This is a genomic window from Methylococcus capsulatus, from assembly GCF_036864975.1.
GTDB lineage: Bacteria > Pseudomonadota > Gammaproteobacteria > Methylococcales > Methylococcaceae > Methylococcus.
Window position 1 is genome coordinate 2,901,954 of record NZ_CP104311.1, and the last position, 25,030, is coordinate 2,926,983.

The 25,030-nt window shown below is 63.8% G+C and carries 16 protein-coding genes; 3 read left to right on the top strand and 13 right to left on the bottom strand.

The window, feature by feature from the left end:
* From N4J17_RS14150 to N4J17_RS14180, 7 genes are all read right to left on the bottom strand, one after another.
* Nucleotides 1–3,009 carry an anti-phage-associated DUF1156 domain-containing protein gene (locus N4J17_RS14150; RefSeq protein ID WP_198323839.1) on the bottom strand — a complete coding sequence of 1,003 codons (3,009 nt, stop codon included), beginning with the start codon at nucleotides 3,007–3,009 and terminating at the stop codon, nucleotides 1–3.
* Between the two features lie 13 nt (nucleotides 3,010–3,022).
* Nucleotides 3,023–3,250: a hypothetical protein gene (locus N4J17_RS14155; protein WP_198323838.1), complete on the bottom strand. Its 228-nt coding sequence runs from the start codon at nucleotides 3,248–3,250 to the stop codon at nucleotides 3,023–3,025.
* Nucleotides 3,247–3,873, bottom strand: a complete 627-nt coding sequence (locus N4J17_RS14160) for an anti-phage-associated DUF3780 domain-containing protein (protein WP_198323837.1) — start codon at nucleotides 3,871–3,873, stop codon at nucleotides 3,247–3,249. Before N4J17_RS14160 ends, N4J17_RS14155 begins: the two co-directional genes overlap by 4 nt.
* Before the next feature lie 2 nt (nucleotides 3,874–3,875).
* A complete protein-coding gene (locus N4J17_RS14165) occupies nucleotides 3,876–7,001 on the bottom strand; it encodes an anti-phage-associated DUF499 domain-containing protein (protein ID WP_198323836.1) in 3,126 nt (1,041 codons plus the stop codon).
* Nucleotides 6,998–7,195 (bottom strand): hypothetical protein, encoded by a 198-nt coding sequence (locus N4J17_RS14170; protein WP_198323835.1) that lies wholly within the window; start codon nucleotides 7,193–7,195, stop codon nucleotides 6,998–7,000. Before N4J17_RS14170 ends, N4J17_RS14165 begins: the two co-directional genes overlap by 4 nt.
* A 329-nt stretch (nucleotides 7,196–7,524) precedes the next feature.
* Nucleotides 7,525–9,057: a long-chain-fatty-acid--CoA ligase gene (locus tag N4J17_RS14175; protein ID WP_198323834.1), complete on the bottom strand. Its 1,533-nt coding sequence runs from the start codon at nucleotides 9,055–9,057 to the stop codon at nucleotides 7,525–7,527.
* Between the two features lie 94 nt (nucleotides 9,058–9,151).
* Nucleotides 9,152–9,541: a glycine zipper family protein gene (locus tag N4J17_RS14180; protein ID WP_198323833.1), complete on the bottom strand. Its 390-nt coding sequence runs from the start codon at nucleotides 9,539–9,541 to the stop codon at nucleotides 9,152–9,154.
* A gap of 271 nt (nucleotides 9,542–9,812) precedes the next feature.
* Between N4J17_RS14180 and N4J17_RS14185 the strand changes: the two genes are divergently transcribed.
* Complete coding sequence (locus N4J17_RS14185; RefSeq protein ID WP_198323832.1) at nucleotides 9,813–11,540, top strand: DEAD/DEAH box helicase; 1,728 nt, start codon at nucleotides 9,813–9,815, stop codon at nucleotides 11,538–11,540.
* A gap of 14 nt (nucleotides 11,541–11,554) precedes the next feature.
* Here the strand turns inward: N4J17_RS14185 and N4J17_RS14190 are convergent, their stop codons facing one another.
* Entirely contained in the window at nucleotides 11,555–12,622 is a 1,068-nt protein-coding gene (locus N4J17_RS14190; protein WP_198323831.1) for an NAD(P)-dependent alcohol dehydrogenase, read from the bottom strand.
* Nucleotides 12,623–12,753: 131 nt separating this feature from the next.
* Between N4J17_RS14190 and pbpC the strand changes: the two genes are divergently transcribed.
* The gene (gene pbpC, locus N4J17_RS14195) at nucleotides 12,754–14,895 is read left to right on the top strand and encodes a penicillin-binding protein 1C (protein WP_198323830.1); all 2,142 of its coding nucleotides are present in this window, start codon (nucleotides 12,754–12,756) and stop codon (nucleotides 14,893–14,895) included.
* Between the two features lie 6 nt (nucleotides 14,896–14,901).
* Here pbpC and N4J17_RS14200 read toward each other — a convergent pair whose 3' ends face one another.
* Genes N4J17_RS14200 through N4J17_RS14210 form a run of 3 tightly spaced genes read right to left on the bottom strand, consistent with a single transcriptional unit; the run spans nucleotide 14,902 to nucleotide 21,113 of the window.
* Nucleotides 14,902–15,480 (bottom strand): DUF4136 domain-containing protein, encoded by a 579-nt coding sequence (locus N4J17_RS14200; protein ID WP_198323829.1) that lies wholly within the window; start codon nucleotides 15,478–15,480, stop codon nucleotides 14,902–14,904.
* A 14-nt stretch (nucleotides 15,481–15,494) separates the two neighbouring features.
* A complete protein-coding gene (locus tag N4J17_RS14205; protein WP_198323828.1) occupies nucleotides 15,495–16,847 on the bottom strand; it encodes a GH1 family beta-glucosidase in 1,353 nt (450 codons plus the stop codon).
* Nucleotides 16,848–16,874: 27 nt separating this feature from the next.
* The gene (locus tag N4J17_RS14210; protein WP_198323827.1) at nucleotides 16,875–21,113 is read right to left on the bottom strand and encodes a DEAD/DEAH box helicase; all 4,239 of its coding nucleotides are present in this window, start codon (nucleotides 21,111–21,113) and stop codon (nucleotides 16,875–16,877) included.
* A 177-nt stretch (nucleotides 21,114–21,290) separates the two neighbouring features.
* Here N4J17_RS14210 and N4J17_RS14215 point away from each other — a divergent pair, with 177 nt between their 5' ends.
* Nucleotides 21,291–22,484, top strand: coding sequence for an ammonium transporter (locus tag N4J17_RS14215; RefSeq protein WP_198323826.1), 1,194 nt, complete (start codon nucleotides 21,291–21,293; stop codon nucleotides 22,482–22,484).
* Between the two features lie 243 nt (nucleotides 22,485–22,727).
* Here N4J17_RS14215 and aspS read toward each other — a convergent pair whose 3' ends face one another.
* Together aspS and N4J17_RS14225 are read right to left on the bottom strand one after the other, a co-directional pair.
* Nucleotides 22,728–24,527 (bottom strand): aspartate--tRNA ligase, encoded by a 1,800-nt coding sequence (aspS, locus tag N4J17_RS14220; protein WP_198323825.1) that lies wholly within the window; start codon nucleotides 24,525–24,527, stop codon nucleotides 22,728–22,730.
* A gap of 72 nt (nucleotides 24,528–24,599) precedes the next feature.
* On the bottom strand, nucleotides 24,600–24,878 hold the full coding sequence (locus tag N4J17_RS14225; protein WP_198323824.1) for an FmdB family zinc ribbon protein: 279 nt from the start codon (nucleotides 24,876–24,878) through the stop codon (nucleotides 24,600–24,602).
* Nucleotides 24,879–25,030: the final 152 nt, after the last annotated feature.

A 25,030-nucleotide genomic window follows, 5' to 3' on the forward strand; every position in this document is an offset into this window, starting at 1 on the left:
TCACTCGCCGAAGCGCAGGTTCTTGAGGCGCGCGCCCAACACCTCGGCGGCGTTGCGCACATCCGGTTCCGGTGATTTGCGCTCGATGAAGGTTAGCAAATCCACCAGCAAGGGGCGCGCCTCGAGGAAGTCCGTCATCTCGCCGCGCATCTGATCGACGATGACCTGCGGCGCGGTGTCCTTGAGCATCTGCTGCAAGGCGATGATCAGCCTTCCTAACCGGGTTCCGCCGATCTCGGTGGTCTCGGTCAGCTCGCGCGAGGCGTACTCGCTCACGCGCTTGAGCCGCGCGTGGTTGGGACGCATGTCGCCCATCACGCGGGCGTAGTCCTCGACGTGGAAGGCTTTGGCGAAGTTCTGGTAGTTGTCCAGTTTGGTGGAGCCGGTGGTCTCCATGTCCAGCATCCGCAGCACGAAGCGCTCGATGCCGGTGAGCTTGGCCCACGCTTCCGCCGTCAATCCTTCGGGCACTAGCAGACTGGAGGCGGTTTCCGCCGCCTGCTGCACGATCTCATCCACCACGGTGACTTCACCCCGCACGCGCGGGCGCAGCGCAAAGCGGGTGACATCCTCGCCGCCGATGTGGGTGTAAGCGGTCAGCACCTTGAGCGCCGCCGCGTAGCCGGCCATCTGCAAGTCGGCGTCGCTCCACACCGGCTCGCCGTGATGCGCGGCCACACGGTCGTTGAGGTGCATCATGGTGTCGATCTGGCGGGCCACTTCCTGCCGCACGGCGGGCAGGATGCGCTGCTTGAAGCCAGGCCGCTCGCCGGCGGCGCGCTTCTTGAGCATCAGGATCACCGTGCCCTGCACATAGCCGCCTTTCTTGAGCTCGGAGGTGGTTTCGGTGGCGATGTACCACGCGGCCACCACTTGCAGGCCAGCCGCCCAGAAAATGCCGATCAGGTCGCTCCAGACGCCGGTGTCCTGATGCGTGAACATCACGCATTGCATGCCGTTGTCGGGCATGTGATCACGCATCGCCTGGTAGGCGGCGACCATGCCGCGCCGGAAATCCTCGCCCGAGCCTTTGATGGCCAGCGCCCGGCGCGAGTCCCACACCCATTCGTCGAAGGGCTTGGGCGGGTTCTTGCGCAGCCAGGCGATGAAGAACTCGGTGATTTCGTGGTAGTTCACCGCATCCGCATAGGGTGGATCGGTGATCCAGATATCGGCGTCGTCTTCAAGCTTGGCTGCATCACGGCACTTGATCGACCGGCGAGTCTCTGGAAGCGGACTGTTGGCAAAGCCGAACGAGCGGCCTGCTTCGTGGCTGAAAAAGCAACGGATGCCGTAGTTGTAGAACGTGTTCAACGCTTGGTTGTAGAAGACGTTGTTGGTCTTCTCCCAATGGTTCATCCAGTTGGCGATCCGGGAGTTCCAATCCAGCGACTTGGCGTTGAAGACGTAGTCTTCCGGCGTGCGATGCTGGAAGTAGCGCGAGATCAAAAGCAGCTGCCGCGCATTGAACAAATGATGCCAGTGCGTCCAGCCGCGGGTGCGGATCGGCTCGTCGGTCTTGTCCCCCGGCTCGATCGCCATGTCGGGCACCAAGCCTTCGGCCTGCCAGCGTTCGAGATTCTCGGCGACGAGGGCCTCCACCTTGCGCTCGCGCGCGAGGTCGGCTTCCGTGGGGGCGGCAAACCAGGTTTGATGCGCGCCTTTTCTGGCGCGCCCCCCTTGGGCGCCCTCCGGGCGTCCCAATTCGCTCCCGGCGAATTGGTCCTGGCGGGCAGCGTCGAGGGTCTCTTTCTTGATCCACTGGATGCAATACAGCCGCTCCTGGAAGATGTCATCTTCCCGCGGCCTGAAGTCGCTCCTCTCCCAGCGGCGCAGGCGGTTGCCGGTCGTGCCGTCGGGCAGGCGGTAGTCGCCGCGCAGCGTCTTGATGGGCGTGCGGTAGGTCTTGCCATCGAGCGTATAGACCATGTCGCCGTCCTGCACCGTGCCGGCTTCGGCAGCCTTGAGTTCGGCGTCCGACACGCCGCTTGCGATCTCGATGTCGAAGCGTTGGTTGACATGATCGGGCTTGAGCCGGGCGATCACGTTGCGCGTCTTGGAGATGACCCAACTGGGCGCGAGCGGCACCCTCCAGCCGGTTTCCGGGCAGCGCGCCTCCAGACAATACAGGTACGCCTTGGCGCGGTTGCCGTGTTCGTCGTGTTCGATGCCTAGCCGGGTGATTTCGGCATCGACCGCCGCCGCCACTTCGCGCTGGGCGGCTTCGATCTCCGCGCGGCGCTCGGGAGAAGCGCCGATGATGTTGAGCGCGCCCCAGGTGAGCATGCAGGCAATGGGGTTGAGATCGGATGCATAGACATCGCAGCCCAGCCGCGCTGCTTCAAAGGGGATGGAGCCGCCGCCGCAGAAGGTGTCGCCTACGCGCGGGCGGTGGCCATAGCGCAGGATGCCCAGCTGCTCGATGAGTTCCGGGAACGCATGCGCATCGAGCCCCAGGTGCGCGTAGTGGCGGTTGACCTTGGGCCACACCGGGGCATAGAGCCAATCCTGATCCACTTCTTCCGGCCGTTTGCACAGGCCGGCCTTGGCTTCGTAACTCGACAGCGTGGCCAGCGCGCGCCGGTACAAGACGAGCTTGTCGTCGTCGGTGATGTCGCGCCGCCAGCCGCGCCCACTGAAATAGCGCTCTGGGTCAGAGATTGGAATCAACTCTTGCAACCTGGCAGCCGAGAAAGCGTTGGCCGCTAACGCCCGCCGCGCCAGTCCCTCGTCGTCGAAGGCCATCAGCTTCTCGAAGATGGCGAGGTCGGCCTCGGCATCGTCGGTGGGAGGCAAGAGGCTCCCCAGCACGATGGCCCGCACCAGGATCAGCGGCTTCCTGCCTTTCCAGTACGACCCCAAGCCCGTCAAGGTCTGTCCCAGGTTAGCCTTGCGCTCCTTTTGTGCCTCGAACGAAACCTTCTGCGCCGGGAAAACCGTCTCGATCAGGGCGGGGGCGTCTTTGAGTGCCAGCGGGGTGAGGGTGGTCGTTTGTGTCTTTGCGTGCATCAGATGTTCTTCTTCAATGGGTCGCCACGGGTTCGGGCGACAGCCAGCCCTGCGACCGCAACCGCTCCTCCGCGATGGCGAGCTGGCGGGGCGTGAACTGCTGCTTGCGGGCGTTCCAGGCATAGACCTGACGCGCCACGCTGTCGGGTTGGGTCGCGCCTTCGCGGCTCATCACCCAATGCACGGTGGCCAGCAACTCCAGGCCATAGGGGGCCGCCATCAATCCAGTGTGCCAGTTCATGATTCGCCCTCCCCGAACAGATCAAGCGAGAGGCGGATGTCGTCCTTGACACCATTACTCCGACGTGCGCGCGGGGCGAGCAGCTCGCTTTGCACCACGTCACCCAAGGCATGTTTGAGCGCTACGCGCCAGCCCCGCCCCGCGTCCATGAGGCCGCCCGTGCTCATTGCGGTCATGCCGAAGAGCCACCAGCGTTCTTCCGGCCGCAGTGCCAGCCAGTTGCGCACGGCCACCGGAATCTTCTCCATGTCCATCTGTTCCACCGCCCACGCCAGTACGCAGAGTTCTTTGCCGAGCAGGCGATCCACAGGGTTCTCTCCGACCTTCCATGCGCTGGGCTTCAAGCCACGGGCGGCAAGGCGGGCGTTGAAGGCCCGCTGCACCTCGGCGCGGATGGCCGTCCAGCGCGGGCGATCCAGCAGAACGCGGTCGATCACCGCATTGTCGTTGCTTGCCGACTGCAAGCCGAGGTGTTCACTGATGCTCACCTTGCCCGTGCTGGCTTTGGGAATGACGACCTTGAAATGATGCGGGTCGGAGGTCGCGGGCACACCGAAGCCCAGCGTGTGCGGCACTTGCGCACGCGCCTTGGGTGATTTGGTGTTTGCTGCGGCTTTGGCCATTCTCAATCCTCCTGGCTCACTTCGCCTGGTTTCAATTCGATCCCAACGAGCTTGGCAAACTCCTTCAGCGCGAAGCCAGTATCGAAGTGAACGCCGTCGGTAATGGCAATGTTGAGCGGGGCGTCGGGCTCTTTGAGCACCTCGCGCAGGCTGTTGACAACACCTTCGATCATGGCCGCCGTGACCTCGCGCTCTTGGAAGCGAACAGTCACGGTGTTCTCGCCTTGGCCGATTTCGACGCGCACGCCCTTGAAGCGCGTGCCCGGCTGATCGCGGAAACGGTTGATGACGCCGAAGACGCGGTCGGTCGTGTCGAGAGCAACACGCTTGCTTTGCAGGCGCGCGGGTTTGCTGTCGATGATCTGAACCGTCTTGTCGCCATTGGCCGGAATCTGAAAGTCCGCCGTCTTGTTGGCTTCGCCCGCCCGCGCAAACACCAGCAGGCGATAGCTGCCCGCGCCAATCTCGAAGGGGCCGTCGTATCGCGTTCCGTCCTTGGGGTTGGACCCGTCCAGGGTGTAGTAGAGCTCTGCCCTTGGGGTGGCCTCGAGGCGCACACGGCGCTTGTCAGCAGCCGGTTCGACTTGGTGACGGATCTTCAAATCGGCAAGCCAGCGCACCGGCGGGGCGCTTTCATGCTGCCCGGTGGTGTCCTTCACCCAGAAGTAGAGGGTGCCTTGCGTCGTCGTGAAGTTGTCGAGGTCATCGACCTTCTGATCTTTGTCCGTGACCTCGGGCTTGGTCGACCAATAAACGACAGGGCTTTCGCCCGCGTGGCGCGGCATGAGGCTGAGCACCGTTTCGCCCGTGTCCGGCTTGACGTTCACGACGGAAACGTTGACGGTGGCCTTGTCCTTGGGGAATGGACCCTTCTCGATGTAGCCGTCCTCGCCCAAGCGCCAGCGGCCTTGCTTCAGGGCTTCGGTCTTGAGGGTGTCCAGCCCGCTCGCCCCCGGCATCCAGGGCCAGATGGGCGAGCACTTGGCGCGGGTGGCGACGTCCTTCCACGGTGTGCGGCGGTTGTCCTTACCGGACGGCCACAGGTATTCCTCGGCCTGCGCGAAGTATTCGTCCAGGTTGTCTTTCGTCAGCTCCCTCACGAGCTTGTAATCGGCCCTGGGACTTGCGAGCAGACTCTCGATCTGTACTTCGGCGGAACTGTCGCCCTGGCCGATCTTCAGTCCTTGATCGATGGTGATGCCGACCAGGACGTCGCGACCATCGACCGGATCGTTCGCCGGGAAGTAGAGGCGGTTATAAGCCGCCGACAGCGCCTTGCCGAAACGGTCTTCTGCTTCTTCCAGTCGGTCTCGCGCCTCTTCGAACAGCGTGTCACCGGGCTTGAGCCGCTTGTGAATCTGCTCGATGGCGTACAGCTCGCGCAGACGCTCCTCGACTGCATCCGCCAACAGGCTGTCCTGGCCCGTGAGCACCAGCAGGTTGTTTTTCTCCTGCTGATAGTCGAAAAAGTTCTGCAATTCGCTAGGCGGCACCTTGCCATCCGGTTTAATGACGATCAGCGTCCTTGGGCCTACGAGCTTGAGTTCGTCCAGCTTGGGCAGCACCTGCACGTCCTGATAGGCGATCTTGCGGACTGGAGCGAGGATGCCAGTGAGGCGGTTGATGAATGCCTGATCGACCTTGGGCTGAGGTACATCCCTGGCGTTGCGCTCGATCTGGCGCGAGAGGTTCTCGGTTTCCTTGATGAAAAAGCGCTGATCTTCGCGGTGGAGATACCACGCCGACTCACGCAGGCGCTGCATGGCCTGAAGGAACTCGTCAGGCTTGCGCTGCGGGGCGGCCAGGAACTCGATGAGTTCGCTCTCGGAAAGGCCGATCCGTCCTCCGACCGCACGGGATAGGCTAGAGGCCAGCAGCAGGGTCATCACCTGTCGCGCGGCATCAGCACCCAGCTCGTCGTCGATGTGTTCGGCAATGGCGTTGCCGTGGTCGGCGATGTCGTGCGTCATGGCCGGCATCAGCTTTGGCGCGATGCGCTCGATTTCGTCCTTGACCTGATCGTCGTTGAGGTTGAGATGCTGCGTGCCGATCAGAAAGATGTCATCCATCTCGCGCTCCTCGACGCTCTTGAGGAGTCGAGCGGTAAATTGCATCAGGCCACGGGTTTGGCGAAAACCCTCATTCTCCTTGAACAGCGCGACGAGGTGCTTGAACGAAGGATGAAATGGATAGGTCTCCCGCACCTGCTCGGCGATCTGCTCGATGCTGCTGGCAACGATGTAGCCGCCGTCTTCGGCCTTCTTGATCTGTTGGGCGTATTCTTCGGCCACCTCAGCAATGACGCGCTCGTCGGGCAATTCGTCGATGAGGCGCTTCTTGAGGATTTCGTAGATTTCGTTGCCCGCCAGTTGCACCGGCGTGATGGTCATCGCCTGACGGCGGGTTTCCTGCTGCAGATTGGAAATCGCGTCGGCAAGCGCTTTGGTCTGGGCCTTGTAACTGCCCGAGAGGTTGGCGATCACGATGGCGCAATTAGGCAACTCCAGCGCCGCGCTCATCAGGCTGGAGAGGCTGTAGACCACCATGTTGGCCAGCGTGCCCTGGCCGAATACCTGCGTACTAGCGTTGTCAAGATAGGGCGGCAGTTCGTCAAGCAGGATCAGCGTCGGCTCGTCGCCGATGATTTCCTTCCAGACGCGCTGATCGACTGCCTTCGGCCCATTGACCCAGTACGGCTTGATGGCTTCGGCGGCACCGAGTTGGGTGGCAATTTCGCCCCAGATGTAATTGTCAGGATTGTTGCGGCCGTTGAACGCGGCAATGCGCGCATTGCCGAATTCGATGCGCGAAGCCAAGTCTGCGGGCAGGACGTCCTTGCGCAGATGTGGATGCCGCGCGAGCAGGCCAAGCGCGATCATCATGTGCGTCTTACCGCCGCCCATCGCCTGGGTCAGTTCGAAGACGGCTTGGTCGGACTTGCCGGACAGGCGCAGCAGACCTTCGCGGAAAAGCTGCTCCATGCCGTGGGTGACATAGTTGCGCGAGAAGAACTCGCGGCCGTCCCCCGCATCATTGATGAGCTCTGCGAGGTTCTCGATCCCCTGGCTCATCCGGTAGTCGCGGATGATGGGATTGAACCGGCAGGCTTGCTTGACCGTCTTGATCATGAGCGCACTCCGATGCTGTTCTCGGCATCACTGGAGGACGGAATATCGATCCCGCGCTGCTCGCAATAGTCACGAATCAGGACCTCGACCATGTTGGCGATGGACCGATGTTCGAGATTCGCTGCGAGGCGCAGCGCCTTCTTAAGAGCGGGATGGATTCGAAAGGTCAGCGTAGCGGTCTTGCTTGCGGCCATAGGCTCTCCAAAAGCCACTGCAAAAGTGCAGCATTTTACAGAATCCCCGCCCGACGCCCCCCTCATGCGGAACGAGCCGGTGACGCACCACCCGCGCAGCACTCAGAAGACAGTCGGGAAGTTTATCCCTGACCAACGTCACCCCGAGCGGCAGGATTTAGACCTGCGGGATAAAGTCATCGACCGGTTTTGGAGCACGCCCCTCCCAAATTCCTTCAGGCAACAGGTAGCACCGGAACAGCGCCCCTCGACGACAGGGACAGGGCCCGCGACGGGAACCACGGGCTGCCTGAAACCGGGATATTCCAAAATTTCCAGGGCTGCCCCTGTCAGCCATCGACCCCGCGCTCCACTTCCCCCTGCCGCCGCAACTGCCGCTTCAATATCTTGCCGGCCGCATTCCGGGGCAACTGCTCGAGTGCCACGACCCGGCGCGGAATCTCGTGCCGCCCCAGATAAGGCTTGCACCACGCGCGGATTTCGGCCTCGGTGGCAGGCGCATCCAGTACGACGTAGGCCACCACCCGTTCGCCGTGCAAGGGGTCCGGATCACCGACCACGGCGACCTCCCGGACCGCCGGGTGCCGGCCCAGGACCTCTTCGATCACCCTCGGGTAGACGTTCATGCCGTTGACGATGATCAAATCCTTCTTGCGATCGACGATGCTGAAGTAGCCGTCCTCATCCACATGACCGAGATCGCCGGTGAGGAACCAGCCGTCACGAAAGTTTTCGCGCGTCGCCTCCGGCTGGTTCCAGTACCCTTTGAACACATTGGCACCGCGCACCGCGATTTCGCCCAGTTCGCCCACGGGGAGTTCGGTGCCGTCTTCGCCGAGGATCTTCATTTCGACTCCCGGGACTGGCAGACCGACCGTGCCACATTTAACGGGGCCGCCCACCGGATTGACGCAGGTGACCGGCGAACATTCGGTCGGACCGTCGCCCTCGTGTATGGCTAAGCCGAAACGCGCCTGAAACTGCTGCATCACGGTGGGCGGCAAGGCCGCGCCGCCGGACACGCAAAGCCGGATGGTTCCGAACCGGGCAATCCGCTCTTCCCCCAGCCGGCACAGCAGGGCATACATGCTCGGCACGCCGAGGAACAGAGTCGCGTGGTGGCGACCAATGGTGTCGGCCACCCGATCCGGCTCGAATTTCGCCAACGGAATCAGGGCACAGCCATGGAGCAGCGGTGTGAGCATGCCGACGGTGGCCGCGAAGGCATGAAACATCGGCAGTACCACCAAGACGCGGTCCTCGCCGGGCTGCCAATCCAGCGCATCCCCCACGCTCGTGGTGTTCGCCAACAGGTTGCCGTGGGTCAGCATCGCGCCCTTGGGATGACCGGTCGTGCCGGAGGTGTAGAGGATTGCCGCCAGGTCTTCCCCGGCATCGAATTCGATGGAAGGGGGCGCTGCCGATTCTTCCAGCAGGGCCCGCCAGACCTCTCCGTCCGGACCATCGAGGCCGATGCCGGCGCGGACCTTGACACCGGAAAGCCGGTCCGCCACGGCGACCGCGCTTGCCGAGACCTGGCCGTGATAGATCAGCCCGCTGACCCCGGCGTCGGCAAGGTTGTAATGCACCTCTTCGACGCTGAGCAACAGATTGATGGGCACGACGACGGCGCCAGCCTTGAGGATGCCGGCATAGGCCAGGGCGAACTCCGCCGAATTGATGCAATACAGGCCAATGCGCTCACCCTTGGTGATGCCGCGGACGGCGAGTCCGGCGGCGATGGCATCGGATGCGTGGTCGAATTCGGCGAAATCGATGCGCCGCTCATCGGTCAAAATGGCGGGAAGGGACGAAAAACGGTCGGCCGCCTGCCGGAGCGCAGCCGGGAGCGATGCTTGCATTCTTGGGGAACCCGAGGAACGTTTCGTGGCGCGCGCCCGAGTGGACGCGGGCGGGGGTACCCCTCTCCGGCCCGGAGAGGGGCGGTTGTAGACGTCAATTGATGACGTTGTGGCCGCGTCCGCGCATGCAATTGATGAAAGCCCGCTTATACTGTTCATCGCCGGAAACGCCCTGCTGGGCGGCGCCGCCGATACCGCCGGTCGCCGCGCCGATGGCCGCGCCCGTGCCGGGACTTCCCACCGCCGCGCCGATGGCCGCACCAGCCGCCGCACCGACCAGACCGCCCACCGCGCCCCCTTTGAGGGCTTCCGTACCCGTGCTGCCGGCCTCCTTGGCCAGCATCCGGCACTCTTCCTCATCGAGGGAGATGCGGGCCGCATTGGGGTCTTTGTACGTGTCGTAGGTCGGTTTCCAGCCCGTATAGGTGGCACAGCCCGAAACGGTCATGGCGGAAATCAGCAGTATCGGTATGTTTTTCAGCATGTTTGTAAACTCCTCGCTCAAAAATTCCTTACCTCTCAGCCAAAAACCCGGGTACGGAGGCTGGAAGACGTAGCCACTATATCAAAACAGGGTTCATGCCGAACACTCGGCCGATTCGGGAATATGCGGCGCTTCTGTTATGATCACACCACCCGATGAGCGCGGTGACCCGCCGCCTTCCCCCGACGACATCCTGAATCCCTGCGCCGATCGGCGTTCCGGCATGCGGCCCCTCTCATCTGACATTTTTACTCCTTGACTTCCCATCCTGATGCAATCGACCGAAACTCCTTTTTCCTTTTCCGATCTGGCGATCTCGGCCCCCCTCCTCCAGGCCATCCGCGAAATCGGCTACGAGATTCCCTCTCCTATCCAGGCAGCGAGCATTCCCCATCTCCTCGCCGGCCATGATCTTCTGGGCCAGGCCCAGACCGGTACGGGCAAGACCGCCGCTTTCGCCCTGCCGATCCTGAACGGCATTGACCTCGAGCGCCGCGAGCCGCAGGCGCTGGTGTTGGCTCCGACCCGCGAACTCGCCCTGCAAGTGGCCGAAGCCTTTCAGAGCTATGCCCGCCACCTGCCCGATTTCCATATCCTGCCGATCTATGGCGGCCAGTCGATGGATGCGCAGTTGCGCCATCTGCGCCGGGGCGTCCATGTCATCGTGGGCACGCCAGGCCGGGTGATGGACCATCTGCGCCGCAAGAGCCTCAACCTGGACGGCCTGCGCACCCTTGTTTTGGACGAAGCCGACGAGATGCTGCGAATGGGCTTCATCGAAGACGTCGAGTGGATCCTCGAACATACCCCGTCCGAGCGCCAGATCGCGCTGTTCTCAGCCACCATGCCGGAAGCGATCCGCAAGGTCGCCAAGCGCCACCTCCGCCACCCCAAGGAAGTCAAGATCGAGGCCAAGACCGCCACGGTCGAAGCGATCACCCAGCGCTACTGGCTGGGGTCGGGCGCGCACAAGCTCGACGCTCTGACGCGCATCCTCGAAGTCGAGGACTTCGATGCCATGATCATTTTCGTCCGTACCAAAGTTCTGACGGAAGAACTGGCGGAGAAGCTGGAGGCCCGCGGCTATTCCGCAGCCGCGCTGAACGGCGACATGAGCCAGGCGCTGCGCGAAAAGGCAGTCGACCGGTTGAAGAAGAATACTCTGGACATCCTGGTCGCCACCGACGTCGCTGCCCGCGGCCTGGACGTGGAGCGTATCAGTCACGTTGTGAACTACGATATCCCCTACGATACCGAGGCTTACGTTCATCGTATCGGCCGCACTGGTCGCGCCGGGCGCAAGGGGCAGGCCATCCTGTTCGTCACGCCGCGGGAAAAACGGATGCTGAGCGCCATCGAGAAGGCCACCCGCCAGCGCATCACCGAAATGCGCCTGCCCACCCACCAGGACATCGCCGAGCGCCGGGTCGAACAGTTCAAAGCCCAGATCATAGCGACGCTGGAAGAGGAAGATCTGGAGTTCTTCCGTCGGCTGGTGCAGCAGATCGGTCGGGAACAAAGTCTCTCGCCCACCGACATCGCCGCCGCTCTCACCTATCTGGTGCAAAAGGACCGTCCGCTGGTTCCGGATGAACGAAGCGCACCGACGGAATTCAATGCAGAGAGCCGCGAACCACGCAAGAAATTTCGCGACGCCGAAGCTGGCGAAAAGAAACGCAAACGCAAGGACCGGGAAGAGACCGGCGTCCTCTACCGCATCGATGTCGGCCGCAATGACGGCGCTGCCCCCAAGGACATCGTCGGCGCCATCGCCAACGAGGCGGACATCCCCGGCAGCGCCATCGGCCATATCAAGCTTTACGACGACTTCAGTACGGTGAGCCTCCCCGCGGACCTGCCGAAGAAATCGCTCAAGCGCCTGGAAAAAATCTGGATTGTCGGCAAACCCATCAACATCCGGCTGTGGACCGGCGAAACCACCGGCCCGCAGGCCGTCGAAAAGCCGAAGAAGAAGGGTTATCCGAAAAAGAACGGTTGAGCTTGACGCCGTCCTTATCGTCCTCCGGATGATTCCCCGCTCAGCGTCGCCATGTCGATTACGAAGCGGTATTTCACGTCGCTTTTGAGCATACGCTCGAAAGCGTCGTTGATTCCTTGGATCGGAATGAGCTCGATGTCGCAGACGAGGCCGTGTTCGCCGCAGAAGTCCAGCATTTCCTGGGTTTCCCGGATGCCGCCGATCAGCGAACCCGCTAGCCGCCGGCGCCCGCCGATCAGGCTGAAGGGCATGACCTGTACCCCTTGCGGGGGCACGCCGACCAGGGTCAGCGTGCCGTCACGCTTGAGCAGGTTCAGATAGGCATCGATGTCGTGGGGGGCCGAAACGGTGTCGAGGATGAAATCGAACCGGCTGGCCTGCCGCGCCAGGGCCTCGGGATCCCTTGATACGACGACCTCGTCCGCTCCCAGCCGCCGGGCGTCCTCCGCTTTGCCCGGCGTCGTCGTGAACAGCACCGTTTCGGCGCCGAAGGTATGAGCGAACTTGAGCGCCATGTGTCCCAGTCCACCCAGACCGACGATCCCGACCCGCTGACCCCGCCCCACCTTCCAGTGCCGCAAGGGCGAATAGGTGGTAATCCCGGCGCACAACAGCGGGGCAGCGGCCGCGAGGTCCAGTCCGTCCGGTACTCGGAGCACAAAAGCCTCGTCGACGACGATACTCTCGGCATAGCCGCCGTAAGTCATGCCGCCGCTGTGCGGATCGGGGCTGTTATAGGTGAAGACGGGCCCGTGCGCGCAATGCTGTTCCAGAGCATCCTCGCAGTTCGGGCAGGTCCGGCAGGAATCCACCATGCAGCCTACCGCGACTGTGTCGCCGGGCTTGAACTTCGTCACGCTGCGGCCGACTTCGAGGACCTTGCCGACGATCTCATGGCCCGGCACGCAAGGGTATGTGGTCGCATTCCATTCATTGCGTGCCTGATGCAGGTCGGAATGGCAGACACCGCAGTACAGGATTCCGATACGGACGTCCTGGGGCAGAGGATCGCGCCGCTGCAGGACGAACGGCGCCAGGGCCGAGTCTGCGGAAAACGCGGCATAAGCTTTCGCTGTAGACATGGGGCCGGCTCCTCGTTGGGCAATGTGCAGGAAGGAATGTCAAGCGACCACGAGTATACCAAGCGCCATCGATGCGAAAACATGCAGTCGTGTCCTTGTGGATGCCGAGGCCGGCCTGATACTGTTGGCCCATGTCTGGTCAGTCCTCGAGCATCAAATTTTGGGGAGCGGGCATCGCCCTGCTGGTGTTCGTGACGGGCGGCACCGTTTTTTGGAGCCTGCCTCAATCCGTCATCCCGGCATTCCACTCCGTCCAGGCCGAATGGATGCCATCGGATGCCTATCTGCTGGACCGCAACGGCGAAGTCATCCATGAGCAGCGGGTGGATTTTTCCGCCCGGCGCAAGCCTTGGATGCCCTTGAGCACATTCTCGCCTGCCCTGGTGAAAGCCATCCTCGCGGCGGAAGACCGCCGATTCCACGAGCATGGGGGCGTCGACTGGCGGGCCATGGCCGCGGCGGCATGGGAAACGCTCGGCGGACGCAAGCGCGGGGCCAGCACGATCACCATGCAGCTCACCGCCCTGTTGGACCTGCGGCTTGCCAGGTACGGGGGCGGGCGCTCCATCCGACAGAAGCTCGGCCAGATCACGGCGGCATGGACTCTGGAACGTCGCTGGAACAAGGACGAGATTCTGGAAGCCTATCTCAACCAGCTGCGGTTCCGGGGCGAACTGGAAGGCGTGCCAGCCACGGCGCTGGGGCTGTTCGGCAAGGAGGCCTCGGGTCTGGACGAGACCGAGGCGGTGCTACTTGCCGCCGTCCTGCCCTCCCCCAACGCCGGCGCGACAAGGATCGCCCGCCGCGCTTGCGGTATCGCGAGGGCCGCCGCCTTCACGGTGGACTGCGGCGAGCTGGAGCGGCGCGCGGAAATGGCGCTGGCCCGTGTCCATCGACCGCCGCCGACGGTCACCCTCGTCCCCCACCTGGCCCGCCGGTTGCTGAAAAAGCACGGGGAGAAAGTCCGGACGACGCTCAGTGCACCGGTGCAACGGCGTGTCATCGAAGCGCTGGAGCAGCAGCTCCGGGGTCTGAAAGCGCGTAACGTGCGCGATGGTGCGGCCTTGGCCGTCGACAACCGAAGCGGCGAAGTCCTAGCCTATGTGGGTTCGGTCGGCCCGGCCAGCCGCGCGCCCCAGGTGGACGGCGTCCGCGCCAGGCGCCAGGCGGGTTCCACTCTCAAGCCTTTTCTCTATGCGCTGGCCCTGGAAAGGCGCTATCTCACCGCGGCGTCCATCCTGGACGATTCGCCGCTCAATCTGGAGACCCGCACCGGCCTTTACGTTCCGCAGAATTACGACCGCAACTTCAAGGGGCGGGTTAGCGTCCGCACCGCGCTGGCCGCTTCACTCAATATCCCGGCCATCCGCACGCTGATCCTGGTCGGCCTGGAGCCCTTCCACGAACGGCTGTGGAACCTCGGCTACCGAGGCTTGACCCAGGACGGCGAGTACTACGGCTATTCGCTGGCTTTGGGCTCGGCCGAAGTCAGCCTGTGGGAGCAGGTCAATGCCTTCCGTACGCTCGCCAACGGCGGCCTCCTGTCGCCTTTACACTGGCTGGCGGGCGATGCGCCCGCCGAATCTCGCCCCATCATCGACCCACGTGCTGCCTATATCGTGGGAAGCATCCTCAGCGACCGCTCCAGCCGTGCCCTCGGTTTCGGTTTGGACAATCCGCTCACCACCCGCTACTGGAGCGCAGTCAAGACCGGCACCAGCAAGAATATGCGCGACAACTGGTGCATTGGCTTCAGCGAGCGTTACACCGTGGGCGTGTGGGTGGGCAATTTCGAAGGCGATGCCATGCACGAGGTCTCCGGCGTCACCGGCGCCGCCCCGGCCTGGCTGGAAATCATGAACGGACTGCATGCAGACCTTCCGAGCCGGCCGCCCGCGCCCCCGGAAGGCGTGGTCGGACGCCGCATCCGTTATGCCGACGCCCTGGAACCCGAACGCCAGGAATGGTTCGTCGCCGGTACCGAAATTGCGGAAGTGATGGCTCCGGAGGCGCCGACGCCGCGGATAGAAACACCCGCCGATGGTATGATCATCGCGCTCGATCCCGACATCCCCGCCCGCAACCAGAAAATCATCCTCCGTGCCCGCCCGGCCCGGTCCGGCATTTCCTTCCTCCTCGACGGCAAATCGGTCGGCTATGCGGAAACTCCCATGAAATGGCCGCCCGAGCCCGGCGACCATGTGCTGAAACTCACGGACGACCGAGGGAGAACGCTGGACAGCGTGAAGTTCCAGGTCCGGGGTATGCGCTGACACAAACTACCGCACCGGCGGAAACGCCTGAAACGCCTGTTCCACGGCCTCCCTGATTTCCGTCCGTTGGGTATCGGGATCGTAGCCGAAGTCGCCGTCGTCCTCCACGCTGGCATGCCAGACCACGCGGCCGCTCTTGCCGTCGACGACGACCAGATCCAGCTTCGCCTTCTCATAGGACGAACCGTAAGGATCGACACTGGGTGGCAGAGCCCGTCCTTCCGGTGCTTTCGGCGCGGGCACGGCGTGCATGCCGGGATAGAACAGGCCGACCGCGCCCCACTCGCTGCCCGACCTGGAGCGACGGTCGATCTTCCATTCGCCGAACGACCAGCCGACCAGGAAATCAGCGCCGGTACTGCGCCGGGTGTAGCCCTTGGCCGCCAGTAATGGTCCCAGCGTATCCTTCATCAGGGTATCTAGCCGCAGCCTGTCGGCAGCCGCCTTGTCGGAACCGAGCATCTCGGCATAGCTCCAGGTCTTGGCGCCGGCGAAGTGGTAATTTTCGTCGAACCCGATTTTCAAACCCGGTCCTGCGCAGGCGGCCAGCAGCAGCATGATGCCAGTCGCGAACGTTGGTTTCATCTCGGCCTCCCTCGTCAATAGTCCCGGTCCAGGACGGCACCGTTGGATTGGGCCACTTCTGCGTAAAACTCGGCACTGGCCTTGGGTCGACGCCGCTGGGTCCGGGGGTCGACCTGCACCAGACCGAAATGCCGGGCGTAGCCGTAGGTCCATTCGAAATTATCGAGCAGCGACCATGCGAAATAGCCCCTGACGTCCACCCCTTGGGCGATGGCCTCGTGCAGTGCGCGCAGATGGCTGCGGTAATAGGCGATGCGGCGCGTATCGTTGATCCGGCCATCCCCTCCCTCAGGATCGGCGAAGGCCGCGCCGTTTTCGGTGATGTAGAGCGGGATGTCGCCGTAGCGGGCCTTGACCCACAGCAGAATGTCCTTCAGCCCCTGCGGGAAGACCTCCCAGCCCATCTCGGTGTGCTCGACGCCGTGCTGGGGCACGGCGGTCACCTTGAGCGGCCCGTCCGACGGCTCGTGCCGGACTACGGCGCGAGTGTAGTAGTTGATGCCCAGATAATCGATGGGCTCCTGGATCATGCGCAGGTCTTCGCTCTCGAAGCAGGGCCAGTGGGAAGCGAAAATTTCCGCCAGCTCTTCGGGATAGGCGCCTCGCAAGACCGGATCGAGGTACTGGCGATTCATGTAGGCGTGGGCGCGCTCGGCAGCGGCCCGGTCGTCCCGGCTGTCGGTCAGGGCGTATTTGGGCTCGAGATTGACCACCAGGCCGATCTCCCCCCGGCCGTCGGCGCGAAATGCCTGCACGGCCAATGCATGGGCCCGGAGCAGGTTATGCGTGACCCATGGCGCCTCCTTCAGCGACCTGTGGCCTGGAGGGTGCACGCCCGAGACATAACCCGCGTCCATGACGACCCAGGGCTCGTTCAGCGTCGCCCACAAATCGATCTCGCTGCCCAGCGATCTAATGACGGTGTGCGCATAATCGGCGAACCAGCCCGCGCTGTCGCGGTTCGCCCAGCCGCCGAGATCCTCCAGCGCCGCCGGCAGATCCCAGTGGTAGAGCGTCGCCATCGGCCGGATACCGTGCTGCAGCAGGGTCTCGACCAACGCCTGATAATGGGCGATTCCGCGCCGATTGATCCTGCCCTTCCCTTCCGGGAAAATCCGGCTCCAGGCGATCGAGAAGCGGTAAGCCGAAAGCCCCAGGGCCTTCATAAGCGCAACGTCTTCCTGGAAACGCCGGTAGTGGTCGCAGGCAGTGTCACCGGTGTCACCATTGAGGATGCGTCCCGGCTGGCGGCAGAACCGATGCCAGTTGCTCGGTCCCGCACCGTCGGCCAGGGGCGAGCCTTCGACCTGGTAGGCCGAGGTGGCCGCGCCCCAGAGGAATTGCTCGGGAAACTCATATCTGCTCATGCAACGCTCTGTCTGTGGATAGGGCGATTATCGCCGCTTGCCCAGGTAGGCCCGCAAGCCGGGCGCCACGACCGGGCGCGCCAACGCCTGACGCGGGTCGATGGGGCCGCTGTCATCGGTGAGGTACACCACGCCCCGTGCCGTTGCTAACGCCACCGGCGCGCCGTCTCGCAGCACCAGCCGCTTGCCGCTGTTGGCGGCGACACGCTCGCCGGGCAGCACAGTACCCGCCAGATTGAGCGGATCGGCCCCGTCGACGGAGACGATGACGCCATCGGAGACCTCTTTCCGGACCTTCCGCAAAGACTCGACGGCCTCCGGGAGGGCGAACTGCTCACCGTAGCGGCCGGCGACGAAACGCCCGCCGCGTATCTCCCCCCGCGCCTCCAGCCGGCGGAACACCCGCACCAGATCCAGCCAGTGCGGCATGGCCGGTTCGCGTTCCAGCAGACTGCGGAAGACCACCCCGTAACGCTTGAGCAAGACCCGCGCAGCATGTTCGATACGGTCCGGATGCATCCCGGCTACCGGCACCAGACTCCAGCGTCCGGCCTCCTCGATTCCGGTCACAGCGCGGTAGCGTCGTTTGCGCTGTTCCGGCATCAGCAGCACCCGTAGCCCCAAGAAACCATCCGAGGTGACCCACCCTTTCGCCGCCAGTTCGCTCAGGGCTTCTTCTGCCTGGGTCTTGAGCAGGCCGCTCGATGCCACCAGTTGATCGAAGAACTGCGCGCCGTGCCGTTCCAGGCTCTCGGCCAAGCGGGCGGCAGTACCCGAAATTTCGCTGGCCACTGGAGCCGGCCAGTGGCACTGATGGCTGCGCGGCAATAGGGCCAGAGGCGTGACCCGCAGCGATCCGCCACCGGAACCTTCACGCACCAGCCGCCGCCAAGTGATCCGGCCGGAAACACAGAGTGTATCCAGCCAGGCCGGGTCGTAATCCACGACCCGCGCCGGCAAGATCTCCCGCTCCCAGGCGGCGGCGGTGGCTTGGAAGCCTTCGAGCTGCTCCAGCACTAGGGCGAGGCCGTCCTTGCCCCGGACCTTCGCCGCCGGATGCAGATGCTGCCAGTGCAGGAGAAAACGCATGAAATCGGCGGCCGTGACCGGCTCGACCGCCTGCCGCAACCTGCCCAGGGTATAGCGGTGGATGCGCGCCAGGATGCCGCGTTCGCACCATTCGGTCTCGCCCGTTCCGGGCGTGAAAGCGCCCCGCAGCACTGAGCCTTCGCTTTCCAGGGTATACAGTGCCGCCTCGAGCGTCGCGGCCTCCAGCCCGGTCTCGGTAACGAGCCGAGCCAAGGTCACCGGTCCCGTTACGCCGAGACGGGCGCGCAGGACTTCGACCAGGGCGGGCGCCAACTCCCAGTGCTCCGCGGCCAGCACCGATGGCAGCCGCAATGCCGGTTCAGTCATGGTCCCGGGATAGACTGCCCGGAACTGTGGCCAGCGTTCGGCAGCGAGCCACAGCCCCGCGCCGCCGCAAGACAGGCGGGCGGCCCGTCCCGTACCCGCAAGGTCCGTCAGGAAGCGCATCCAGCCCTTTTGGGCGGCCTCCGGCACCGTGACGTAGCCCGACACGCTCAGCGTGTCGTGCACCTCTTCCGCCGTCCCCCCCTGTGGCTCGATCTCGTCGAGGACGCGGCCAATCGCCGCCGCGTCAAGCCGGCCCAGATCGGAAGCGACGGCGGGCTCCAGCCAGCGGCGCATGGCTACCGCGCGGGTACGCCGCTCTTCCAGCGGCGCAGCGTCGAGGAAGGTGTAGACCCTGGAATTGACGATTTCGGCGGCCAGCGGCGAAGGTTCAGTCAGGTCGCGGCATTCGACCCGGATCGAACCTTCGCGGATGCCCCGGATCACCTCGATCAGCCGATCCAGGTCCATGGCCTCGGTGAGGCAATCGTGGATGGTCTGGTTGACCAGGGGGTGGTCTGGAATCTCCCGGTCGCCAACGATGTTCTCGAAGCAGGCGAGCTGATCGGGGAACACGCAGGTGACCAGGTCTTCCGCCTGCATCCGCAGCAGATAGGGCGGAGTCTTGCCGCCGCCCTGGAAACGCTTGAGCGCAAGGGCGCATACCGCATTCCAGCGCCAGCGCACTTTGAACATCGGCGCATCGAGCAGAGCCTGAACCAAAAGGGGCTGCACCGTGTCTGGGCTCAGAAACCATTTGACTTCTTCCAGCGCGAAACTCTGCGCCACCCCGAGCGACAGGATCAGCGCGTTTTCGGTAGCCGCCGCCTGCAGCTCGAAATTGAAGGTGCGGCAGAAACGTTTGCGCAGCGCCAGCCCCCAGGCGCGGTTGACCCGGCTACCGAAGGGCGCGTGGATGATGAACTGCATGCCGCCTGATTCGTCGAAGAAGCGCTCGAACAACACCGTATCGAAGGTCGGCAGTGCTCCCAGCGCCGCCTTGGCGGCGGCCAGGTAGTTGACCGCCTGCTCCACCGCCCGCGGCGCCAGCGCCAGTTCGGCGGCCAGCTCCGCGGCGACTTTTTCCGGCGCCGACCGCTCCAGAGCGTCCTCGATCCGCGCGCGCAGGCGCGACACTGCCAGCGAAAGCTCGTACGAGCGGCCCGGCGCTTCGCCGAACCAGAAGGGAATGCTGGGCGGCATGCCGGCGGCATCTTCCACCCGCAGCGCCCCGCCTTCCAGCCGCAGAACACGCCAACTGGTGTTGCCGAGCTGGAACACGTCCCCCGCCATGCTCTCGATGGCGAAATCCTCGTCCACGCTGCCGATCACCTCGCCACCAGGCTCGACGATCACCCGGTATTCAGCGTTGTCGGGAATCGCGCCGCCGCAAGTGACGGCCGTCAACAACGCGCCCTTGCGCGGACGCAGCTGGCCGTGGATGCGGTCGCGGTGCACATAGGCGCCCCGGATGCCGCGGCGAGTGCTGTAGCCTTCCGCCAGCATGGCGAGTACGCCGTCGAAATCTGCGCGCTCGAGATCCCGGTACGGATAGGCACCGCGCACGGCATGGTAGAGCTCATCCTCGCTCCATTCCTCGCAGGCCACCATGGCGACGATCTGTTGTGCCAGCACATCCAGCGGCCGAGCGGGGATCGGAATGCGGTCCAGTTCACCCCGCTGCAGCGCATCCACCAGCGCGATGCAATCCACCAAATCGTCGCGGCTGGTTGGAAACAACCGGCCTTTCGGCAATCCGCCGGCGTAGTGGCCAGAGCGGCCCACCCGCTGCAGGAAGGCGGCGATGGTTCCGGTCGCGCCGAACTGGCATACCAGGTCGATCTCGCCGATGTCGATGCCCAGCTCCAACGAAGCCGTCGCCACCAGCGCCTTCAGCGTGCCGGCCTTGAGCCGGCTCTCCGCATCCAGCCGCTGTGCCTTGGACAGGCTGCCGTGGTGGGAAGTGACGTCGTTTTCGCCGAGCCGTTCTGCCAGCGCCCGTGCCAGACGCTCCGCCATGCGCCGGGTGTTCACAAATACTAGGGTGGTACGATGCTGGCGGACCAGTTCGGCCATGCGGTCATAGACCTGGCCGGCGGCCTCGTTCGACAGCACCGCTTCCAGCGGGAAATCCGGCAGTTCGATGGCCAGGTCCAGCCGCCGCCGATGGCCTTCGTCGATGATCACGCAATCGCCACGCCCCCCGGTGAGGAAACGCGCAACCTCTTCGACCGGACGCTGGGTGGCGGACAGCCCGATCCGCCGCATACCTCGGCCAGTGAGCCGTTCCAGCCGCTCCAGCGACAGCGCCAGATGCGACCCGCGCTTGTTGCCCAGCACAGCATGGATTTCATCGACGATTACCGTCCTCACCGTGCCCAACATCCGCCGTCCGCCAGCACTGGTCAACAGGACGTAGATGGATTCGGGCGTGGTGACCAGAATGTGCGGCGGCTGCCGCGTCATGGCGGCGCGCTCGGTGGCCGGTGTGTCGCCGGTGCGGACCTGGGAACGAAGCGCCAGGGCAGTCTGGCCGGTCTCGAACAGCATCCGTTGGATGCCTTCCAGCGGCAACTGCAGATTCTTGTGGATGTCGTTGCTCAATGCCTTGAGCGGCGAAACGTAAAGAATACGGGTCTCGTCCGGCAGACCGAACACCTCCCCTTCCCGCACCAGCTCGTCGATCGCCGCCAGGAACGCCGCCAGGGTCTTGCCCGAACCGGTAGGCGCGGCCACCAGCACGTCGCGCCCCCCCCGCACCGCGGCCCAGGCCCGGAGCTGGGCAGGTGTCGGCGTACCGATGGCGGCTTCGAACCAGGAACCGACGACGGGATGGAAGCCCTTCAGCGACATCGCTTTGCACCAACAGATACCAATCCCGTCACGGATCGCACCAAAACAAGTCAGACACGCAGCGCCCCCTGGTTGGACAGACAGCGCCAAGACAAGGCAATAGCGTCACGATCCACGATGGCTTGTAAATTGCTAACGTTGCGATACCCAAAGAAATACCGCCAGTTAGGTAAAACAATGACAAAAAGTGCAGACGTACTGTTCGTTCTGCTCGGTGCCATCATGGTGCTGGCCATGCACGCCGGTTTCGCTTTCCTCGAAGTCGGCACGGTGCGGCGCAAGAACCAGGTCAACGCGCTGGTCAAGATCATCAGCGACTTCGCCATGTCGACCCTCGCCTATTTCTTCATCGGCTATTATCTTGCCTATGGTATCCATTTCTTCGACGGCGCCCAGGCGCTCACGGTGGACAATGGTTACGGCCTGGTCAAGTTCTTTTTCCTGCTGACCTTCGCCGCCGCCATCCCTGCCATCGTGTCCGGCGGCATCGCCGAACGCTCGAAGTTCAATCCCCAGCTCGCCGCCACCTTCCTGCTGGTCGGCTTCGTCTATCCGCTGTTCGAAGGCATCGCCTGGAATTCCAACCTCGGCTTCCAGAACTGGCTGCAGGCGCACTTTGGCGCACAGTTCCATGACTTTGCCGGGTCCGTGGTGGTCCACGCCGTTGGCGGATGGATCGGCTTGGCGGCGGTGCTGCTGCTGGGACCGCGGCGCGGACGCTACCACCGTGACGGCATGATCGCGGCCCACCCGCCGTCCAGCATCCCCTTCCTTGCACTCGGCGCCTGGATACTCACCGTCGGCTGGTTTGGCTTCAACGTCATGTCCGCTCAGAACCTGAGCGGCGTCAGCGGTCTGGTCGCCGTCAACTCGCTCATGGCCATGGTTGGCGGCACCCTCGCCGCGCTGCTCGCCGGCCGCAACGACCCAGGCTTCGTGCACAACGGCCCGCTCGCCGGCCTGGTCGCCGTCTGTGCCGGCTCCGATCTGATGCATCCGGCCGGCGCCCTGATCGTCGGCGCAGTGGCCGGTACTCTGTTCGTCTGTTTGTTCACCCTGACCCAGAACCGCTGGAAAATCGACGACGTGCTCGGTGTCTGGCCATTGCATGGGCTCTGCGGTGCCTGGGGTGGTGTCGCCGCCGGAATTTTCGGCCAGAGCGCGCTGGGCGGCATCGGTGGCATCAGCTTTCCGGCCCAGGTACTGGGAACGGGGCTGGGCATTGCTATCGCGCTGACGGGAGGTCTCGCGGTTTATGGCACCGTGAAAATGCTGACCGGCCTGCGCCTGACGCCGGAAGAGGAATTCGACGGCGCGGATTTGACAGTGCACAGGATTTCGTCCAGCCCAGAGAAAGAAGCGGGCTGGTGACGATCTTCGAGTGAATCTGAGCACCTTGGGTGCGCCGGGCGGACACGGCTGCCCAGGAAAAAAACAAGTTCGGCGCCGGATGTCCGCCACCAGCCTGGGGTACCGGACCGTATCGGATCACCGTCTCGGTGGTGGACGGTCCGCAGATTTCCCCCCGCGCCGAGCTTCGACCGGCATGCCGCGGAGCCGCCTTTTCCAGTTCCGATGTACGGGCAAAGGGAGCGACACCGCCGCGACGTAACTTCAAGAAGGCGGTGCGCTGCCGCTTTCCGCCGTCGGATTTTTCCGCAAACGGATACCGAGTTCGTGCAACTGGGCGTCGTTGACCTGCGCCGGCGCGTCGATCAGCGGACACCAGGCCGACTGGGTCTTGGGGAAGGCCATTACCTCGCGGATCGAAGAAGCACCGGACATGAGCATGACCAAACGGTCCAGACCGAAGGCCAGGCCGCCATGGGGCGGGCAGCCATAACGCAAGGCGTTGAGCAGAAAGCCGAATTTTTGCCGCGCCTCCTCCTCACCTATGCCGAGCAAATCGAACACGGCCTGCTGCATCTCGGGCCGGTGGATACGCACCGAGCCGCCGCCGATCTCGGTGCCGTTGAGGACCATGTCGTAGGCCCGGGACAGTGCTTGCCCGGGGTTCTGCCTGAGTTCTTCCTCACTGCATTTGGGTGCGGTGAAGGGATGGTGCAGGGCGACCCAGCGGCCAGATTTCTCGTCCCATTCGAACATGGGGAAGTCGGTGACCCAGAGCGGTCGCCAGCCCTTCTCGACCAGGCCGCGGTCCTGGCCCAGCTTGACCCGCAATGCACCCATGGATTCGTTGACGATGCGGGCCTTGTCGGCGCCGAAGAAAATCAGGTCGCCGGTCTGAGCCTCGGTGCGCTCCAGGATGGCACGGACCGTGGATTCCGGCATGAATTTGAGGATCGGCGACTGCAGTCCCTCCAGTCCGGCCCCCAAGTCGTTCACCTTCACATATGCCAGGCCTTTTGCGCCATAGATGCCGACGAAGCGGGTCAGGTCGTCGATATCCTTGCGCGAGAGGTCACCGCCTCCCGGCAGCTTGAGCGCCACCACCCGGCCTTCGGGATCGGCGGCTGGCCCGGCGAATACCTTGAACTCCACGCCGGCCAAGAGATCGGCGATGTCCACCAGCTCCAGCGGGATGCGCAGATCCGGCTTATCGGAAGCGAACCGGCGCATGGCTTCGGCATAGGTCATGCGTGGGAACGGATCCGGCAGCTCCTCGTTCAAGGTCTCCCGGAACAGGTCGCGGATCATGGTTTCCATCAGAGTCATGATCTGATCCTCGTTCATGAACGAGGTCTCGATGTCGAGCTGGGTGAATTCCGGCTGACGGTCGGCCCGCAAATCCTCGTCACGGAAACAGCGCACGACCTGGTAATAGCGGTCCATGCCGGAAATCATCAGCAACTGCTTGTACAGCTGCGGCGACTGCGGGAGTGCGAAGAACGAATGCGGATGGGTGCGGCTCGGCACGAGGTAGTCGCGCGCGCCTTCCGGCGTGGCCTTGGTGAGGAACGGCGTCTCGATCTCGTAGAAGCCGTGGTGATCCAGGAAGTTGCGTAGGAAGCGGGTGATGTCCCGGCGCAGCCGCATGCGCTGCTGCATGACCGGCCGGCGCAGGTCGATGTAGCGGTAGCGCAGCCGCATCTCTTCGTTCACCTCGAGGTCGCTTTCGATAGGGAACGGCGGGGTCTCCGAACGATTGAGGATTTCCAGCGAAGTAGCCAGCACTTCGACCTTACCGCTCCTGAGGTTGGGATTCTCGGTACCCTCGGGACGGCTGCGGACCTTACCCACCACACGGATGACGTACTCGCTGCGGACGGTTTCGGCGAGTTTGAAGGGCTCCGGGTAGTCCGGATCGAACACGACCTGCACCAGCCCTTCCCGGTCCCGGAGATCGACGAAAATCACTCCCCCGTGGTCGCGCCGCCGGTGCACCCAACCGCACAAGCCGACTTCCTGGCCCAGAAGGCTCTCGTTCACTTCCCCGCAACGGTGACTGCGCATATTCGAACTCTGTTGATCGACTGAAAAAGTATCGAATGTTACGCGCTGGCTTCCAGCCAGCGCAAGCCGATCCTAAGCCGCGGGTTTGCTGGACGAAGCGGCGCTGTCCGCTGGCTTGCCCTCCGCTTTCGGCGTGGCATCACCGGCCAGATTCTTTTTCTTGTCCTTGCTGCCCTTGAAATCGGTCTCGTACCAGCCGCCGCCCTTGAGCCGGAAACCGGCGGCGGAGACCTGCTTGGCCAGCTCCGGCTGGCCGCAGGCGGGGCAGTCCGTCAACGGCACGTCGCTGATCTTCTGCATGACCTCCAGGCTGTGACCGCAGGATTTGCACTGGTATTCGTAAATCGGCATCGAAAAACTCCTCAGTTTGTTGAAGGACCAAAGGCGCATATATGAACGCCGGAATTCTTTATCAAGACCGGGCCGGCGCAATTTCCGCATTCGGAACCTCCCCGATTATCGCCGCACCACTGCGGTGCTATGATTCGCCCGGCCTCTTCCCT